General features: G+C 58.8%; 12 protein-coding genes. All 12 read left to right on the top strand.

All coding sequences use genetic code 11. The annotated features are described in order from the left end of the window. The first annotated feature begins 14 nt into the window (after nucleotides 1-14). The 12 genes from treS to OHL23_RS04755 all read left to right on the top strand — a co-directional run bounded on the left by treS (nucleotide 15) and on the right by OHL23_RS04755 (nucleotide 19,663). The gene (gene treS / locus OHL23_RS04700) at nucleotides 15-3,578 is read left to right on the top strand and encodes a maltose alpha-D-glucosyltransferase (RefSeq protein ID WP_263350608.1); all 3,564 of its coding nucleotides are present in this window, start codon (nucleotides 15-17) and stop codon (nucleotides 3,576-3,578) included. Nucleotides 3,579-3,656: 78 nt separating this feature from the next. Next, the gene (locus tag OHL23_RS04705) at nucleotides 3,657-4,862 is read left to right on the top strand and encodes a hypothetical protein (RefSeq protein WP_263350609.1); all 1,206 of its coding nucleotides are present in this window, start codon (nucleotides 3,657-3,659) and stop codon (nucleotides 4,860-4,862) included. 81 nt (nucleotides 4,863-4,943) lie between these two features. After that, nucleotides 4,944-5,756: a hypothetical protein gene (locus OHL23_RS04710; RefSeq protein ID WP_263350610.1), complete on the top strand. Its 813-nt coding sequence runs from the start codon at nucleotides 4,944-4,946 to the stop codon at nucleotides 5,754-5,756. Between the two features lie 14 nt (nucleotides 5,757-5,770). Next, nucleotides 5,771-8,437 carry a malto-oligosyltrehalose synthase gene (treY, locus tag OHL23_RS04715; protein WP_263350611.1) on the top strand — a complete coding sequence of 889 codons (2,667 nt, stop codon included), beginning with the start codon at nucleotides 5,771-5,773 and terminating at the stop codon, nucleotides 8,435-8,437. Next, nucleotides 8,438-10,195: a malto-oligosyltrehalose trehalohydrolase gene (gene treZ / locus OHL23_RS04720; RefSeq protein ID WP_263350612.1), complete on the top strand. Its 1,758-nt coding sequence runs from the start codon at nucleotides 8,438-8,440 to the stop codon at nucleotides 10,193-10,195. Nucleotides 10,196-10,358: 163 nt separating this feature from the next. After that, the gene (locus tag OHL23_RS04725) at nucleotides 10,359-13,868 is read left to right on the top strand and encodes a WD40 repeat domain-containing protein (RefSeq protein ID WP_263350613.1); all 3,510 of its coding nucleotides are present in this window, start codon (nucleotides 10,359-10,361) and stop codon (nucleotides 13,866-13,868) included. A gap of 35 nt (nucleotides 13,869-13,903) precedes the next feature. Beyond that, nucleotides 13,904-14,995 (top strand): hypothetical protein, encoded by a 1,092-nt coding sequence (locus OHL23_RS04730; RefSeq protein WP_263350614.1) that lies wholly within the window; start codon nucleotides 13,904-13,906, stop codon nucleotides 14,993-14,995. Then, nucleotides 14,992-15,570, top strand: coding sequence for a hypothetical protein (locus OHL23_RS04735; protein WP_263350615.1), 579 nt, complete (start codon nucleotides 14,992-14,994; stop codon nucleotides 15,568-15,570). Before OHL23_RS04730 ends, OHL23_RS04735 begins: the two co-directional genes overlap by 4 nt. Before the next feature lie 219 nt (nucleotides 15,571-15,789). After that, nucleotides 15,790-16,515, top strand: a complete 726-nt coding sequence (locus tag OHL23_RS04740) for an ABC transporter ATP-binding protein (RefSeq protein WP_263350616.1) — start codon at nucleotides 15,790-15,792, stop codon at nucleotides 16,513-16,515. Further along, a complete protein-coding gene (locus OHL23_RS04745; protein ID WP_263350617.1) occupies nucleotides 16,487-17,716 on the top strand; it encodes an ABC transporter permease in 1,230 nt (409 codons plus the stop codon). The genes OHL23_RS04740 and OHL23_RS04745 overlap by 29 nt, the downstream gene beginning before the upstream one ends. Beyond that, entirely contained in the window at nucleotides 17,709-18,479 is a 771-nt protein-coding gene (locus tag OHL23_RS04750; RefSeq protein WP_263350618.1) for an outer membrane lipoprotein-sorting protein, read from the top strand. The genes OHL23_RS04745 and OHL23_RS04750 overlap by 8 nt, the downstream gene beginning before the upstream one ends. Before the next feature lie 77 nt (nucleotides 18,480-18,556). Then, nucleotides 18,557-19,663 (top strand): hypothetical protein, encoded by a 1,107-nt coding sequence (locus OHL23_RS04755; protein ID WP_263350619.1) that lies wholly within the window; start codon nucleotides 18,557-18,559, stop codon nucleotides 19,661-19,663. Nucleotide 19,664: the final 1 nt, after the last annotated feature.

The following is a 19,664-nucleotide window of genomic DNA, read 5'->3' on the forward strand; positions in this document are numbered from 1 at the left end:
CGGAGACATGAAGCGTGAAAAAGCTGGCAAGCGCAACCGATCCCCTCTGGTACAAGGACGCGATCATCTATGAACTGCACGTCCGCGCCTTTGCCGATTCGAATAACGACGGCATCGGTGATTTCCCGGGATTGATGTCGCGCCTTGACTACCTTCAGGATCTCGGCGTCACCTGCCTCTGGCTCCTGCCCTTCTTCCCTTCGCCCCTGCGCGACGACGGCTATGACATCGCCAACTACGTCGACGTGAACCCTTCCTATGGGACGCTGAACGACTTCAAGGCATTTCTGGATGCCGCCCACCAGCGCAATATGCAGGTGATGATCGAGCTGGTCATCAACCACACCAGCGATCAGCACCCGTGGTTCAAGGCCGCCCGCCTTGCAGAGTCCGGCAGCCCGGCGCGCGAGATGTACGTCTGGTCCAACAGCGACCAGCTCTACAAAGACGCCCGCATCATCTTCACCGACACGGAAAAGTCCAACTGGACATGGGACGAGGCGGCCAAAGCCTACTACTGGCACCGCTTTTTTTCCCACCAGCCCGACCTGAATTTCGATAATCCCGCCGTCATCGAAGAAGTTCTGAAGGCCATGCGCTTCTGGCTCGATTTGGGAGTCGACGCGCTCCGCATGGATGCCATCCCCTATCTGCTCGAACGCGACGCGACCTCGTGCGAAAACCTGCCCGAGACTCACGCCGTCATCAAGGCCCTCCGCACGGCCATCGACACTGGCTACGCCAACCGCCTCATTCTGGCAGAAGCCAACCAGTGGCCGACCGATGTGCGTCCTTACTTCGGCGACGGCGACGAATGCCACATGGCCTTCCACTTTCCCCTGATGCCGCGCATTTACATGGCCCTTCGGCAAGAGGATCGCCTGCCAATCACCGACATTATGGCCCAGACGCCGCCGATTCCGGATAACTGCCAATGGGGCCTGTTTCTCCGCAATCACGACGAACTCACGCTCGAGATGGTCACCGCCGACGAGCGCGACTACATGTACTTCGCCTACTCCGCCGACCCTCGCATGCGCATCAACGTCGGTATCCGCCGACGCCTCGCGCCCCTGGTCGACAACAACCGCCGCCGCATCGAGCTATTGAACTCGCTCCTGCTGAGCTTCCCCGGCACACCGATCATGTATTACGGCGACGAACTCGGCATGGGCGACAACATTTATCTCGGCGACCGCAATGGCGTTCGTACCCCCATGCAGTGGAACTCCGACCGCAACGCCGGTTTCTCAAAGTGCGACCCGGCCCGGCTCTATTTTCCGGTAATCATGGATCCCATCTATGGCTACCAGGCCGTAAACGTGGAAGCCCAGCTAAGCGACCAGTCCAGCCTCCTGCACTGGACCCGCAACATGATCGCGCTGCGTAAACTCTTCCAGGTCTTTGGCCGCGGAACCCTGGTTTTCTTGAATCCGGCGAACCGGAAAATCCTCGCTTACCTTCGAGACCTCGATCGTGGCGACGGCTCCCACGAGACTGTTCTTTGCGTCGCCAACCTCAGCCGCTTCGCTCAGCCTGTCTCGCTCGACCTCCACGACTACGTGGGCTTTGAACCAGTCGAAATGCTCGGCTACGTTCCGTTTCCACCCATCGACGAAACCGCGTATGCGCTGACTCTCGCTCCGTATTCGTTCCTCTGGCTCGAACTCCAGCCCGCCAGCATGAAACCGGAATCGCTCGCCCAATCCATCCCAACACCACCCGTCGTGGAGATGGAAGAGACTGACGTCACGGAGACGATCGCGCACCATCTGCTCACCAAAGGCTGGTCCGGCGTCATTACCGGCCATGGCCTGTCTCTCCTCGAAACCGCTTTGCAAGCCTGGCTGCCGCAGCAGCGCTGGTTTGGAGCCAAGACCCGAAAGGTCCAGCACCTGCGCGTGCTCGACTGGGTCGAAATTCCCAGCGGCACGGCCCCCGACGCCCGCGACATTCCTCCTGCGCTGTTCTACTTTGAAATTGCCTACTCGGACGGCACCACCGACAACTACCAACTTCCTATAGCCTTCAGCACCGGCGCAGATGCCGAAGACCTGACCGCCAACTTGCCGCAGGCCATCGTCGCGTCTCTCACGACCCCCGCCGGTCCCGTGGTATTGCACGATGCGACAGCGCGCGAAGATTTTCGCCTTGGCCTGCTCAAACTCATCGAGCAAAACGCTTCTCTCACGCTTTCGCCAAACCGCACCGCCGCTCTGGAAGCTGGCGTCTCGCCCGCTCCCCTGAGCGCTCAGCCTGGAGATGCGGTTGCACCGCGCTCAAACGTCGGTGTAACCCTCTCAGCAGAGACCGAAACATTACCCGAATCTCAGATTGCAGGGACCTCCGCGCCGCAGGATGGCCGTTTGACTGCTCGTGCTTCTGCTTCGCTGGCCACTTTGGATGACTCTCGACCCCTGGCAAGCCGAATCGCCTCCGGAGAGCAATCCAACACCTCAATTCTTTACGGCAAGCGTCTGATTTTGAAACTATTCCGGCGTCTCCAGCCTGGGGAAAACCCGGACGTGGAAATCGGCCGGTATCTGACCGAAGTCGCCCGATTCCAGCGCATCGCTCCGCTGCTGGGAGAAATCTCGATTGCCTCCGCGAGCAGTGAAAAAACAACAGTCGCCATGCTTCAGACATTGGTCGCCAACGAGGGTGACGGCTGGCAGTGGTTTCTCATGCAACTGGCTGGTTTCTTCGCATCCGTCGCCAATCTTCCGGCCCCGCACGAGTCCCCCACCCCGAGTTTTCTCCATGAACGGGAACCAATCAGCGAGGCTCTCGAACACGCCAGTCCAGCGCTCGGAGCCGCCGCGATCCTGGGCCGGCGCACAGCCGAAATGCACCTCGCCCTCGCCGCCGCGACCGACGACCCGGCCTTCGCAGCCGAACCCTTGACCGCGGCGGATCTCGCCAGCGACGCGCGGCGCATCGACGCACAGATTACCTCCACATTGGAAACCCTCAAGGCCAAACTCTCTACCCTCAAAGACCTCACTGCCGATGACGCTGGTTTGCTTCTCTCACGCCGCATCCATCTGTTTGCACGCGCCAACGCCATCACTGGCTTCACTCCCACCGGGCAGCGCATCCGGATTCACGGCGATTACCACCTGGGCCAGACCCTCCGGACCGGCGGGACAGACTCCGGCAAATCAGAGCCCGGCGACTTCGTTCTGCTCGATTTCGAGGGCGAACCCGCCCGGTCCCTCGCCGAACGGCGCCAGAAGCAGTCCCCGCTGAAGGACGTCGCTGGCATGATTCGCTCCTTCTCGTATGCCGCCCACACCGGTCTCGATCAATACCTTTCTGCTCACGGCGAAGTCTCGCACACGGACGCAACGAACCTCGAAGCGTGGGCGATCCTCTGGCAGAACGCAGCTTCCGCGGAGTTCCTTCGAGCCTACCGCGAAGCTGTCGCCGTCAACCCGCTCCTGCTGCCCTCGCCCGAGCAGTCTCAATTGCTACTCGGAACCTATCTCCTCGAAAAAGCCCTCTATGAAATGCTCTACGAGCTGAATAATCGCCCGGCATGGCTTCGCATCCCGCTTGCCGGCATCTTATCGCTTTAACGTCCGTTGAATTGCAGGACTCAGACAGCGCTTTTCCAGCACCCTGCATTGCTCTAACAGTGGTTTCAAGAGAAAGCAATGATGGCGACAGCAAATCCGATCTCCGACGTCACACCCCCATTGGCCGAAGCCGGCGCGGACCTCCTCGTGCTGCTCGCGCCCATGCCGCTCGACCAGCTTGAAACTGTCCTTGCGAACCTGACGGCTTCCTTCCAGGCAGAAAGCCTGCTCATCGCGACGCCGGACACTCCCTCCACAGAAGCGAACCCTTCCCTGCGAATCATCCCAGCCCCCGCCAACACGGCCTCCTGGACGCTCACCGCATTCGACTTCGTCACCGCCCATCAACTTGCTCAGAAGAACAATGCGCGCGCTATTTTAGTGCTGGGTCCAGGGTCCGCGTCGCTGGCTTCGCCCTCGCTGTTCGAACTTGCCAATGCCGTTCTCGCCACGCCCACCGACCTCGCGGTTCCCCACTACGATTTGTCGCCGCGCGCCGGCTTGGTCAACTCCGCCATCCTCTATCCGCTTACCCGCGCACTCTTCGCCTCGCGCGCACGCTTCCCCCTGGCCATTGATCTCGGCCTCTCTCTGCGCATGGCCGAACGCCTCGCCGCCGTGGCCCAGCGCTTTACCTCCCTGAACCAACCCGACTCAATCGTCTGGCCGATCGAGGAAGCCGCAGTTGCCGGATTCGCCATCCAGGAGTTCGACGTTGGACCACGCGTCAGTCCGCAGCCAACCGAGACCGACCTGAACGCGATCCTCGCCAGGGTTACCGGCTCTCTTTTCGCCGATATCGACGCCAAGGCAGCATTCTGGCAGCGCAGCCGTCCTTTGTCGCCTGCGCGCAACTCGAGCCAGCATACAGGGACGCACGATTCGGCCGCCGATGGCGCACCCGAAATAGGCCCAATGCTCGATGCCTTTCGCCTTGCCTACACCAATCTCCGCGAGATATGGTCGCTGGTTCTGCCGCCAAACTCACTGCTCGGACTCAAGCGGCTTTCTGTCACCGAAGCAGCGGACTTCCGCATGCCCGACAATCTCTGGGCGCGCGTTGTCTTCGACTTTCTCCTCGCTTACCGGCTCCGCACAATCAATCGCGGACATCTTCTTGGCGCGCTTATCCCGCTCTACCTGGCATGGGTTGCGAGCCACATCAATATCACCGCTTCCGGCGTCAACCCGGAGAGCCACATCGAAGCGGTCGCTGCCGCCTTCGAGGCCGACAAGCCCTACCTGGTCTCGCGCTGGCGCTGGCCAGATCGATTTAACCCTTGATGTCCAATGTTGGATACCGGGTTTAACACGTGACCCCGTTTCCGTCACGAAGCGAACGAATTGAATAAAGGAGTTAGTCCTATGCGATACGTTCCAGCCACCATACTTCAGTCCGTCACGGACCAGGTCCCGCAGACCGTGTACGTGGACAATGGTTCAATCTGGCAGCATATGTCCGATGCGCTTCATCAATCGCTCTACCGCATCCTCTCGCTGCTCATCGCGATCCTGCCGGGCATCCTCGCTTTCTTCGTTGCACTGGCTATCTTTACGCTGGTCGGCATGGCGCTCTCCGCGTTTCTGCGGCGGGCGCTTACCTGGGCAAAGTTCGACGATCGCCTCATCCGCGAGCGCGGCAACGCCGATTGGACCCCGGCGACGGCTCCGACCGAATTGATCGCCCGCATCTCCTTCTGGGCCTGCATCCTGCTCGGGTTGATCATCGGCGTCTCCGCCTTCGACGCTTCTTACGCAACGGCAGCCACGCTCCCGATCTCCCTCCTGCCTTATCTCACCCATGCCGTCGGCGCGATTTTCCTGCTCATCGCCGGCAATATCGTAGCCCGCTTTCTCGCGCGATCCGTTCTCATTGGAGCCGTCAACGCACAACTCCAATACGCGCGGTTCCTCTCGCTGGGCGTCAAATGGCTGGTGCTTGTTCTCACAGCCGCCATGGTCCTCGACCACCTCCAGGTGGGCGGCAACATCGTAGAGCTGGCCTTCAGCATCCTCTTCGGGGGCATCGTGCTCACACTCGCTCTGGCCGTCGGGCTTGGCTCTCGTGAACTCGTCAGCCGCTCGCTCGAAAGCCGCGCCGAACGCTCAGGCGACCTCAACGTGATGCCCCCGGTCACCCCGCCTCCCGGGCACGTGGAGTCCCTTCGCCACTTCTAAGGGTGTAAGCGCCTATGCCACAAATACCCTTGTCGACATACCGGCTGCAATTGCATGCAGGATTCACCTTCAAAGACGCGGCCGGAGTGGCCGACTATTTGAAGAGGCTCGGCATCTCGCATGTGTACTGTTCGCCATATCTGCAGGCAATTCCCGGCAGCACCCATGGATATGACGTGGTAGACCCCGAAAAGCCTAATGAGGAGCTGGGCGGCGAAGAAGGACACAGCCGATTCTGCCAGCGTTTGAAAGAGCTTGAGTTGGGTCAGGTGCTGGATATCGTGCCGAACCATATGGCGCTCGGCCAGCAAAACCGGTACTGGTGGGACGTAATTGAAAACGGCCCATCCAGCCGGTACGCAACCTGGTTCGATATCGATTGGCAATCGGCGGAGGTGAAGCTGCAGAACAAAGTTCTGATTCCCGTGCTCGGGGACCAGTACGGACGGGAATTGAGCGCAGGCCGAATCAAGCTGGAATACACAGGCGACCGCTTTCAAGTGCGCTACTCGGACAATCTCTTTCCAGTCGCTCCAAGGTCTTTGTCTAACTTGCTTTCAAAGGCTGCCGAGTACGCGCACAGTGACACGCTTCACTTCATCGCCGGGAGTTTCGCGCGTCTGCCGTCACCGGAATTGAGCAATCGCGGCGACGCGAGTGCGAGGCATCGCGACAAGACCGTGATCTATCGAATGTTGAAGCAGCTTTGCAAAGAGCAACCGGAAGTATCCGCGGCAATTTCCCGCGGCGTGGACGAGTTGAATCACGAGATGGATGCATTGGATGAGGTGCTGAATCAGCAGAGCTATCGATTGGCCTATTGGCGCACGGCCGATCAGGAGTTGGGCTATCGGCGTTTCTTCGACGTGAACACGCTGATCGGCCTGCGAATGGAACGGGAGCATGTCTTCGAGGCGACACATTGCAGAATCCTACAATGGCTCGAGAATGGCGTGCTGGACGGCGTGCGCGTCGATCATCCCGATGGTCTGCGCGATCCCCAGCAGTATTTCGAACGATTGAGAAAACGCGCGCCAGAAGCATGGATTGTCGGCGAGAAGATTCTCGAGCCCGGAGAGTTTCTGCGCGATAGCTGGCCGATTCAGGGAACCAGCGGCTACGACTTCATGAACGTGTGCAACAGATTCCTCGTGCATGGCGAGGGCCTGACGGAACTCACGAAGATTTATAGCGAGTTCACCGGCGAGCCGGTCGACTTCGCCGAAGTGGCGCAGCAGAAGAAACAGATGGTTGAGCAAGAGGCTTTAGGCAGTGACATCAACCGTCTGGCGAGTTTATTCGTGGAGATATGCGAGAGCAACCGCGACCGCCGCGATTACACGCGCGCGGAGATTCGCCGTGCGCTTCGCGAAGTGGCGTCGAGCTTCCCGGTCTATCGAACGTATGTGGTTGCCGATCGAGACCGCATCCTCGATGAGGATCGCTTATACATCGACAACGCGGTGGCAATGGCCAAGGCGCGAAGGCAGGATCTCGATGCTGGCCTCTTCGACTTCATCGCCGATGTGCTGACACTGCGTGTTCGGGGCAAGATGGAAGGCGAATTTCTGATGCGCCTCCAACAATTCACGTCTACTGTGATGGCGAAAGGCGTGGAAGACACGGCGTTTTATTGCTTCAACCGCATGGTCGGCTTGAACGAGGTGGGCAATAATCCGGGCCTCGACGGAATGTCCGTTGAGGCGTTTCACGATTATTTTGCAAAGATGCAGGCAACTCACCCTCTGACCATGACCACGCTCTCAACGCACGATACGAAACGAGCCGACGATGTAAGAGCACGGCTGGCGACAATCACAGAGATTCCAGGACGATGGAGATCTGCGCTGAACCGCTGGTCGCGGATGAATGCGCGGTTCCGGAAAGGGAGTCACCCTGATCGAAACACGGAGTATTTTTTATACCAGACCCTGATCGGCGCATGGCCCATTGCAAAAGACCGGCTGATTGCTTACATGGAGAAAGCGGCTCGCGAAGCCAAGCAGCAAACCAGTTGGACGCAACAGAACAAGGAATTCGAAGACGCATTGCGAAACTTCATCGAGCGGATTCTGGATTCCGCCGAATTCATCGCAGAGTTGGAGAAGTTTGTTGAACGCGTATTGAGTGCAGGGCGCGTCAACAGCCTCGCACAGACCCTTGTGAAGTGCACCGCTCCAGGCGTGCCGGATACCTATCAGGGCGGTGAGTTGTGGAACCATAGCCTCGTGGACCCGGACAACCGCAGGCCAGTCGACTACGACGAGCGCCGAAGCATCCTGAGCAAGTTGGAAAAGGGCGTCGATGTAAAAGAAATCCTGAGCCGGATTGGCAGTAGTGTCGATAAAGGCATGCCGAAGATGTGGGTGATCCACAATGCGCTGTCTCTTCGCTGCAAACATCCGGAGTGCTTTGGAGCAGACGCAGCTTATACGCCATTGGCCGCTGAGGGACACAGGCGCGAGCACGTCGTGGGATATCTGCGAGCAGACAGGGTCGCCACCATCGTTCCCCGCTGGACGCTGAAGCTTGGCGATAGCTGGGCGTCAACGACGCTCGAATTGCCACAGGGTAGTTGGAAGAACGTGCTCACCGGCGATGGAGTGAAGGGCGGCCGTATGCGTGTGCAGGCGTTGTTGCAGCACTTTCCCGTCGCGCTTTTGATCAAGGAGGCGGAGTAGATGCATCGGTTTGAGATTTGGGCTCCGCGAGCGAAGAAGCTCGCTGTGAGAGTGAGCAGCGCTCTATTGGCGCCGACCACATTCGCGATGAATGGACCGGATGATCATGGCTGGTGGCGGCTCGATGTCGCGGAAGCCATGCCCGGCGCGGATTACGGCTACCTGATCGATGACGATCCGAAGCCTTATCCTGATCCGCGTTCTCTGTGCCAGCCGAACGGTGTTCACGGGTTGTCTCGCTTGTATGACCAGCAGGCATTCGTCTGGAAGGATGTCGATTTCAGGCCGCCTCCGCTCGCCAGCGCCGTGATCTATGAAATGCATATTGGCACCTTCACACAGGAAGGAACGCTGGATTCGGCGATTGGCAGGCTCGATCACCTCGTTCATCTCGGCGTGACCCACGTGGAGTTGATGCCGGTTGCATCCTTCGCAGGCGACCAGGGTTGGGGCTACGACGGCGTCGCACTCTTCTCAGTCCATCAACCGTATGGAGGGCCGGACGCTCTGAAGCGATTCGTCGATGCCGCGCACGCACGGGGCCTATCAGTGCTTCTCGACGTGGTCTACAACCACTTTGGCCCAGTCGGAAACTATACCGGCAAGTTTGGTCCCTATCTTGTGGAATCGCACAGCACCCCCTGGGGTGGGGCAGTAAATTTTGAAGGCGGCGGAGCGCATCAGGTACGAAGATTCTTCTGTGACAACGCTCTGATGTGGATGCGGGACTTTCATATCGACGGGTTGCGGCTGGATGCAGTGCATGGATTCGTCGACCGATCGGCGATTCATTTTCTGGAGCAGCTCGCCGCCGAGGTGGAGGTATTGGGAGCAACTCTCGCGCGCCACTTCGTACTGATCGCAGAGAGCGACCTGAACGATCCACGCGTAGTAACTCCGCGTGAGGCCCGCGGCCTTGGCATGGATGCGCAATGGAACGATGATTTTCATCATGCACTGTTCACCGTGCTCAACCCCGGTCCAACAACGGGATACTACGCGGACTTTGGCCGGTTAAGTCAATTGGCAAAAGCCGTGGAGCGGAACTTCGTCTACGACGGGATATATTCGAAGTTCCGGCACCGTATCCATGGGCGCTCCACAGGCAGCCTGTCGCAGCATCGGTTTATTGGATTCATCCAGAATCACGATCAGGTGGGAAATCAGGCAACCGGAGAGAGATTGCTGGAGATTGTTGGCTTCGACCGCGCCAAAATCGCAGCCGCACTCGTGTTGCTGAGCCCATTTATTCCGCTGTTGTTTCAAGGCGAGGAGTGGGCTGCTTCATCGCCCTTCCAATACTTTGCCGACCATCAGGAACCAGAGATGGCCCGGCTTGTTTCCGAAGGACGAAAGAGAGAGTTCGCGGCCTTCGGCTGGGACCCGGATCTAATCCCAGACCCGGAGAAGCGAGAAACGTATGAACGATCGAAGTTGAAATGGGACGAGGTAAACGAAGGTACGCATGAAGAGATGCTGGCATGGTACCGCGAGCTGATCCGGTTGCGCCGCACTATGCCCTCGTTGAACGATGGCCAGCCGGGCCAAACGCATGTTCGATTTAACCAATTTGACCAGCGCGAGATGTGGTTATCCATGGAGCGCGGCGAGATAATCGTAACCTGCAATCTGGGCCAAGACGAATTTCGCGTTCCGTTGCCGCAAGGCAAGCGCCTCATCCTCAAATCGCGCGGCGGTGTAACGGAGATGGACGGCCAGGTGATCCTTCCAAAGAATTCGATAGCCATCCTTTCGTAGATTTGCGTTGCGCGCTAAGGGCCATAACCCAGCCAACTAAAAATCAGGAAACAACCAGCGCCGAACCGGAGTAATCTGTCGTCGCAGGCCTCGGCACACGCCAATTTTCTTTGAAAAGACTCTGCGCAAGATGTCCGAGACATCTTGGTCCAGCAGGTGATCCTTGAAGCTTCTCAAGCTAGCTGCGTTCCTGTTGTGGTGGATGTATGCGATCTCCTGTGCCGCGGCCTTCGCACAGAAACCCCATCTTGTGGTCGAATCCGGCGCCAACACCGTGATGTCGGTTGCTTTCAGCCCTGACGGCCGCGTTATCGCTTCCGGAAGATACGATGGCACGATCAAACTTTGGGACGTCGACACCGGGCGCGGGCTGCGAACCCTGGCTGGACACAAAGGCCCCGTTCCCTCGTTGGCCTTCCGGCCCGACGGACACATGCTGGCTTCCGGAAGCTGGGATGGCTCGGCCAGGTTGTGGGATACGGAGACGGGCCGCGAGTTGAACAGGATTGAGACAAAGAGGGGCTTGCCGGCTTGCGTGGCCTTCAGCGCAGATGGAAATACCCTGGCAATGGGTGACCTCAAGCGGGTCGTGCTTTGGGATGTGGAAGCAGGACGCCAGCGGCTGAGCCTGGCCACGGAGAAACTTCCTTCGACGGTAGCCTTCAGCCCCGATGGGCATCTGCTGGCCAGCGCGGGAGAGAGCGCCACGATCACGTTGGGAGATCCGTCAACCGGACGCGAACTGCGAAACTTGACAGCCCACGCCGCCTTCATCTACTCCCTGGCCTTCACTCAGGATAGCCGAACCCTGGCCTCGGGAGGCCTAAGCAGGGCAGTCGAGCTTTGGGACATGAAAGCCGGAGGCGAGCCGAAAATGTTGTTCACTCATCTCGATCACGTGCATTCATTGGCCTTTAGTCCCGACGGCAAGATCTTGGCGATTGCAGGAGAAGACAACACCGCCACACACGTGAGCGGAGCCGCACCAAACGCGATCGAACTCTGGGAAGTAAATCCCGAACGCCTGATCCGAACCCTGGTGGGCCAGTATGCAAGCTCCGCAGGGCTGGTCTATTCCGTCGCTTTCTCGCCCCATGGAGACATACTGGCTTCCGGCGGTATGGACGCGACAACCCGCCTCTGGGACACGGCCACAGGCCGGCAACTGCGAAATCTTACCGGCCACGCCAATGGAGTTTTGACAGTTGCATTTTCTCCCGATGGCCATAGCCTTGCATCGGGTAGCGGCGATGGGAAGATCCGGATATGGGATGCGGAAGCTGGACATGGGGAACGAATCCTTGGCAGCCACGCAAGCGGGGTTGCAGCCGTCGCGTTCGATCACCACGGCGGCGTTCTTGGCTCCGGAAGCACAGACGGCAAGGTAAAGCTCTGGGATGTAAAGAGTGGCGGCCAGCTCCACGAAATGGACGGAGACGTCTGTCCTCCGTCTGCATACTACTGCGGAGTCACTTCGCTCGGATTCACCCCCGATGACAGCGTTCTGGCGTCACTGGGAACAACCAGCGATGCGATCAATCTCTGGAGTGTGACCAGCGGACAGAAGAACCGGTCTCTGACAGGCCAGAAATGGAATCAAGACATCGCGCTCAGCCCTGTCGGTCATACTCTGGCTTCGGTGAGCCGAGCGGGGCCGATCAGGCTCTGGGATCTCGAAGATGGACATGAGGTGTTGAATATCGCCGGGAAAGACCCGAGTTTCAGCACATTGGCCTTCAGCCCCGATGGCCGGACCCTCGCCGCCGGTGGCATGTACAAGATCAGACTGCTCGAAACATCCAAAGGGCGGGAACTGGGGAATCTGAATCCGCATAGTACTCGCGGCACATTCGGCAACGACCGCATCGTATTCAGCGCCGACGGCCACAGTCTCATTTCGGGCCTCGGAGACGGCACCCTGAGGCTCTGGGATATCGACCATAAGCGCCAGGTGTGGATATCGCCCGGGCCCGGCGAAGCAACCGCTTGTGTGGCCATTGACCCTGCCGGCCGGCATATCGCGTCATGCCACACCGGCGATGGCGCTGTGAGGCTGTGGGACATCAACGGCAAGGAACTCGCTGCGTTGTTTGCCGTCGACCGGGACCACTGGGTTGTTTCCGATCCCGAAGGCCGCTTCGACACCGACGATCTGGACGAGATCCGGGGCTTGAACTGGGTCTTTCCCGACGATCCATTTCGAGCGCTGCCGCCGGAAGTCTTTCTTCGCGATTACTATGTCCCGGACCTCCTCGCAAAACTGTGGAACTTTGAGAAGCTTCCCGCAATCCGGCCATTGTCCAGCCTGAACCGCGCACAGCCCACGGTAGAACTGATCAAGGCCGATCCAGAGCCAGACGGAGAGTTTGTTTCCGTCGCCGTCAAAGTAAACGGCCCAGCCTCAGAGACACAGAAGGACGAGCGCGGCCATCCTATGCAAAGCGGCGCTTACGATTTACGCCTGTTTCGGGATGGGCAACTGATCGCTCAGTGGCCTGAAACAACTGGCGTTCGAGAGCGGTCGCCCAATGCACAGGCCGCACAGACGGAGATAGAATCCTGGCGAAAGACTCATGAGATCGAGCTGGTCAACGGTGAGTACACACACGTCTTCAACCATATCCGCCTGCCACGCCGTAAGGGCATTGAAAAGGTCGACTTCACGGCGTATGCCTTCAACTCGGATCGGGTCAAGAGCCTGACTGCCGGGCCGCTCGAATATCCTCCGCCCAACGCGCCGTTTTTGTCCGAGGCGCCGGTAACCCGCCGCGCTTATCTGATCACTGTCGGGGTGAACGCAAACCAGTCACACTGGAATCTGGACCTGGCCGCGCCAAGCGCACAAAGCGCTGCGCAACTGTTGCACGAGAAGCTGGCAAGCGAATATAACGTGATCGATGTTTCACTGTTGTCAACGCTGGCTCCGGACAGTCCACGAGTGGTGCTGGAACAAGCGACGAAAGCGAATGTGAAGGCGATCCTCGATCTGTTGGCTGGACGATCGATCACGGATACTGAACGGGATGCCGTCGATCCGGATCACAAAGTTCAGACCGCAACTCCGGACGACGCGGTCGTGCTATTCATCTCCAGCCATGGCTACGCCGATCCGCAAGGAACTTTCTACGTTGTGCCTTACGACACCGGCGCCGTATCAGGAGTTACGGAAGACGTGCTCACTCGCTGCCTTACGCATCCCGAGGAGCAAAGTCCGGCCTGCCAGAAAGCGAGCGCGTTTCTTCAGCGCACAATTTCCAGCCAGGACTTCAGCGCCTGGTGGGCAGGAGTAGATGCTGGAGAGGCGGTGATGATACTGGACTCCTGTCATTCGGCAGCGATGCCGGGTCGAGAGTTTCGTCCCGGGCCGCTCGGCGACGCCAGCTTCGGACAGCTTGGCTACGACAAGCGCATGAAAATCCTCTCTGCCACGCAGCCTGACAAGACCGCAAGAGCGACCATGGTGCAGGGGTTGGGTCACTCGTTGTTGGTAGAGGCACTCATCCAGGAGGCAAAAGCTCATCCGCAAGAACCTTTGGCGCAATTGCTGCACGATACGCAGCAGCAGGTGCGGCCTCTGGTTCGACAACTCTACCCGGAAATGAAGGAGGCCGACATTCAACTGCCGGCCTTGTTCGATTTTGGAATGAAAGACAATCTCAAGAGCGAATTCTGACATACACGGGAATCTGACCGAAGAGGAGCGAACCGATGAGTCTGCGGCTCAAGGATGCAGCCAGGAATGCAGCCGGCATCCTCCTGTTACTGGCCTCAATTGTTAATCCATGCGGGGCTGGATATGTTGATACCACCCTCGCCGGCCGCACCATTAGCGTTGATTTGATCAAGGCCAGCGACCTTTCTCCCGCACCCTGGCCCGACGGCGATTTTGCGCTTACGACAGAGATGATCACAACCCAAAGCACCGCCAACATCTATGATCTGCTGACGGCCAACGGCATCGAACCGGATGTCGAGGCCTTTACCGTGGTCTACGATCTCAATCCTTCGTTGAACAAGATCGATCCCCTGTCCGCCGGAACCCGTCTGGTGCTGCCGAAGGCAAATGGTGGAGAGAAACTACGGCAAGCACTTGGCAGCGGATTTCTGATCAGTCTAACCGTGGACCGCGCTCTGCGAGAGGAACTGGCGAAGAGCACAGCCGAGCTTCACGATCTTTCCATTCGATTCGACGGCCTTCCCGCGGAGCGGTTTCTCAACCCGTCTGACAAGGACGTAATGACAGCAAGAATCAGAACGCTTGCCGTCTGGCTCGCGCACGCCCACAAGACGTATTTGCAGAGAACAGGCCCATCCTTGCGCAGGGAAACACTAACCGGGATACACGATGAAGCGCAGGCACTCAATGCACTTCTCGCCGTAATACTCAAAGGCCGGGAGAAAGTAACTCCAGATGACGAGGAACAAGTGGACGCGGTTTACAACGATATTCAGAAACAAATGAAGAAGTACGACAACGTCATGGCTGGAGAGCCTCAACCCGGCGACGATCAGTACAAAGTCGTGGTAAGCATACGCGGAGGGGACGCCAGGCTTGTCGAAGGCCTCCAGGTCTACTACGCATGGGAAGGCCTGTTCCGAAAGCCTCCGAAGGAGCCGTATAAGAGCCAGGCATTCGATGGAGTTGGGTCGGGATCATCGGCAACCTTGACCATTGCGGATTACGTAATCTGGGCCGGCAAACCGGGGCATCCATTTCCTCCACTGACAGATCAGAAACCCATCAGCATTGGAGCATCCGGCGGCAACCCAAGAAACGTAGTCCTGAGTGTGATCCAGTGAAGACGGCCAGAGACGGCAGAAAAATCATCGTCTCCCTTGTGCAGGTCGTGCTGTTCCTGTTTACCGCGTTCGGCGGATTCTTGAAGAAGATTGCCCCTCCGGACGAGACCCAGCCCGGCTATCACGTCGGGCTTCTATCTTTCCTCGTTCTCATCATTCTTCTGACCATATCGGCGCTGGCCCGGCAAGCACCGGCAGCAAAATACCGCCGAGCCTGGACGATCGCAGGCATTGTCTGCTTCGTCATCGCGATCCTCTCCGGCTTCCTTTATCCCAGAATGCTTGACAGGTACACCTATGCATACCCCCCGGAAAAGCCAACGCAGATTCGTGTCAAAGGCCTGGATTCCGGCTTGACTGACGTGGCAAGAGAGTGGATTCAGGAGCATCCCCTTGAGTCGAGTCCCGGCACATTAGCGCGAAAACTCCCGAAGGAGAATATATGGACTCCTGAGTCCATTGAACAGGCAAAGACCATCCTGCTATGCAGCTATGGTTCACTCGTTCTGAGCCTTGCTGCAGCAATTTTCTGTCTCATCGAAGCGAATCCGGCGACTAAAGCAAAACCACAGTAGGCGCATCTCAAAGCAACCACCGCCAAGCAGATTCTCGGAAATATATCTTGGCGGAATTCGTCTGCCGCAGTGGGAACGTCCCCAATTGCTCAAGCGGTTCGTCCGACGATTTACACCCTCCGTCAGCTATCGGAACCCTTTGTCAGAAACTGAATGCGCCCGTCAGGGGGGTGCGGTACCTTCCGTTCAGTGCAAGGGCACTCCGGAAAGGAACCTGCGATGGATGAAATAGTCGGAGTCGAATCCGTAAGTCGAAGATACTCCCTGGACCATAACTCGGTCAGCGCCCTCGACGATGCGAGCCTGCACATATGTGCCGGAGAGTTCCTGGCGATTGCAGGCCCCAGCGGCAGTGGAAAGTCAACCCTGCTGAACCTGATCGGCTGCATCGACAAGCCGACCACCGGCCGAATTCTGCTGCAAGGCGTCGACACGTCCAGGCTGGATTCAAAGCGGTTGACCGCGCTTCGCCGGGAGAAGATTGGGTTCGTCTTTCAGACCTTCAATCTGATCCCCGTCTTCACGGCCGCGGAGAACGTCGAATTTCCGCTCCTCGTGCAGGGGGTGCCCGTAGCTCAGCGCCGCGAACGCGTCGCCGCCGCACTCGCGAGCGTAGGCCTCGCTGACCGTGCCAATCATCGTCCGGATCTGCTCTCCGGCGGCGAACGGCAGCGTGTCGCCGTGGCGCGCGCTATCGTGCACCGTCCGGCTCTCGTGCTTGCCGATGAGCCGACGGCCAATCTCGACACGCGCAATGCCACGCAACTCATCGACCTGATGCGCGAACTGAACCGCCAACTCGGCCTGACCTTCCTGTTCTCCACCCACGACGCGCGATTGCTGGAACATGCCGACCGCATCGTTGAGCTATGCGACGGACGCATCGCGTCCGACTCTCTTACCGAAGGAGGCAGCCATGTGGAAGTTCTTGCTTCTTGCCTTTAGAAACATCTTTCGCAATCGGCGACGGACCGTGATGACGCTGGTCATGGTCGGCGGCGGCGTAGCCGGTCTTCTGCTCGTCGGCGGATTCTTTGCCCGCATGTTCTGGGGCCTGCGCGAGAGCACCATCAACGACGGCCTCGGCCATATACAGATCTTCACCGCCGAGCACTTCGACCGCGAAGAAAAACACGTCCTCGATACCGGCATCGACAACTGGCGGCAGGTGGCCGCATCCGTATCAACCGGCGGCCATGTACGCGGCGTCGCACCCCGCATCGAGTTTTACGGCATGCTTTCCAACGGCGTGAAGTCCGGCGTTTTCATGGGAAGTGCCGTCGATCCAGTAGCCGAAAAAAGCCTGGGCTTTACGCCGCGACTGGCCGTGGGAAGAGACCTCGATGCCAGACCGGGCGGGGAAGTAGAAGCGCTCATCGGCACCGGCGTGGCCCGCTCCATGAATGTAAAGCCCGGCGACGGACTCACGCTCCTTGCGGTAACCTCCGACGGAGCCTTGAACGGAATCGACGTGCAGATCGTCGGCACGGTGAACACCGGTTACAAGGAGGTCGATGACCGCTATCTGCGCATTACCTTGCCCTCAGCACAGCGTCTGCTGCAAAGCGACCGCGTCACCAACCTCGTCGTCGGCCTCGACGCAACGGAAAACACCGACAAGGTCGCATCTGCGCTCGCTCCGCGCCTGAACGGATCGCCACAACACCTGGTTCTGAAGAAATGGATCGATCTCGCCGCGTACTACAAGCAGGTCCGTTCTCTCTTCAGCACCATCTTCGTCTTCCTCGGCGTCATCGTCTTCTTCATGGTCCTCATGTCCAGTGTGAACACGCTGCTGATGAGCATGTTCGAGCGCACCCGCGAGATCGGAACCATGCTGGCGATGGGTACGCCACGTTCCTGGATCATGGCTCTGTTCATGCTCGAAGCCACTCTTCTCGGAGTGCTTGGCGCAATCGTGGGCGTGGTCGGGGGTAATCTCCTTGGAGTCCTCTTGAATCATTCCGGCATCCATCTGCCTCCGCCTCCCGGAACCACGGCGCCAATGAGCTTTCGCGTTCTCCACGTACCCAGCCTGATGATCGCCTCATCATTGCTGGTCATTCTCTCACTGGCGCTCGCATCCATCCTGCCGGCGATCCGCGCATCGCGGCTGCAAATTGCGGAGGCATTAGCTCATGTCTAACATCAACTCGATTCTGCGCACGTTCCTGCTTCTCCTCCTCGCCGGCTTTCTCTTCACATGCATGCTGGTGAGCCACGGCGCGACCCTCGCAACCACTCCTGATGCAGAGGCCGTCCTCAAACGCGCCGATATCTTTCGCAACGGCTGGCCATCGTATGTCCTTCACGTCAAAATCACTAACTACGAAGCAAGCAAGGCAGACGAAGAGAAGCTTTACGAGGTCTCGCAGAAAGGTACCGAGAAGACTTACGTCGAATTCATGAGCCCCCGCGAAAAGGGACAGCACTTGCTCATGCTGGGCGACGATATGTGGGTTTATCTGCCAGATACCAGCCGCCCGGTACGCATCACGCCATTAGAGCGCCTGTCAGGCGACGCCTCCAACGGCGATGTCGCACGCACCAACTATGCCGCCGACTACACTCCCGTCTATTTGCGCACGGAGAAGGTCGGCACGCAGGATTGTTACCTGCTCGATCTCACCGCAAAGCGAAAGGGCGCCACGTATCAGCGGATCCTCTTATGGGTTCGCGTGGAAGATGACCGTCCGGTGAAGGCCGAGTTCTATCTCACCTCCGGTAAGCTCATCAAATCCGCAACGTTCGACGAGTTCGCGTCGGTCAATGGCAGAGTCCAGCTCCGGCGCATGACTCTCTACGACGAAATTCGCCATAACTCCCACAGCGTCCTCGAGTACTCCGGCATCGCCCCGCGAGAGCTCCCAGACAAACTCTTCTATCAAGGGCGCGCAGACCGATTCTGACCGTGTTGGGCTATCACTCGGGAAACACACACACTGACAGCATTCTCCCGCATTATTCAGCAAAGCTGGCGACAACGATGAAATATCGGATCCTCATTTCGATCATCCTTGCCACGGCGTGCTGGCAATCCAGAGCACAGGACAATCTCGTTTCAGATACGCCCGTTCCGGATGCTCCCACTCCACAGAGCCGTTATGACTTCCGATTTTCGTTCGCCGCCATCGACGACGCGACTGTCTACAGCAATCTGCAGGCGCCGATTCCGCAGGTCCTCAACCAGGTCCTCCTCGAGCCCTCCTTCACCCTCCGCTACCAACGCTGGAGCCTTTCCTCCAGCGTCGTGGGACTCGCCGACACGTACACCGACACCGCGACCCAATTGCGCGTGAAGGAGGCATATGCCGGTCTTTCCGCCGGAGACTTCGATTTCACGCTTGGCCGCCGCATCGTTCGCTGGGGTACAGGCTACGCCTTCACGGCCGCCGGAGTTCTCGATCCGCCCCGTGACCCAACCAACCCCACCGACCGCCTCAGCCTCAACGAAGGCCGTGACATGATCAAGGCGGACTGGGTCCATGGCCCGCACGCCATGAGTCTCGCCTGGTCGACGGCTGCGCTCGCCCCGGCGCAGTCGAACCTGCACGACACCACGGCCTTCCGGTATAACGTTCTGGTGCATGGATTCGATACTTCGCTCATCGCCGGCCACGATCGCGGCAGCGATACCTTCAGCGGACTCACCTTTACGCGTGTCCTAGGCGAGGCCTGGGAGTTGCACGGCGAGGCCGCCTGGCGCGAGCATGAGGCCATCCTCCTCGGCGGCAAATACACCACCACTTCCGGCGTCACCTTCATCGGCGAGTTTTTCACCCCTCCCAATATTCCGTACTATCGGGACGCGACCGTCTTTCCTCTCGTCGGACGCCAGCATTACGCATTCCTTCGCGCCGGTAAAACGCGCCTGCGCGAGCTGCCCGGCTGGAAGCAATGGGACCTGGCCGCTTCCGTGGTTGCAAACCTCAACGACCGCAGTTGCACCGCCATCTTCGACACTGAGCGCAGGTTCGGCAACCGCTTCTCTTCCTACCTGCACCTGGAAATTCCAGCCGGACGAGCGACCTCGGAGTACGGATCCACGCCTTACTCCGCAGCCAGCTCGATGGGAGTTCGCTTCCAGCTATGAA

Origin of the sequence: Acidicapsa acidisoli (assembly GCF_025685625.1) — a bacterium.
GTDB lineage: Bacteria > Acidobacteriota > Terriglobia > Terriglobales > Acidobacteriaceae > Acidicapsa > Acidicapsa acidisoli.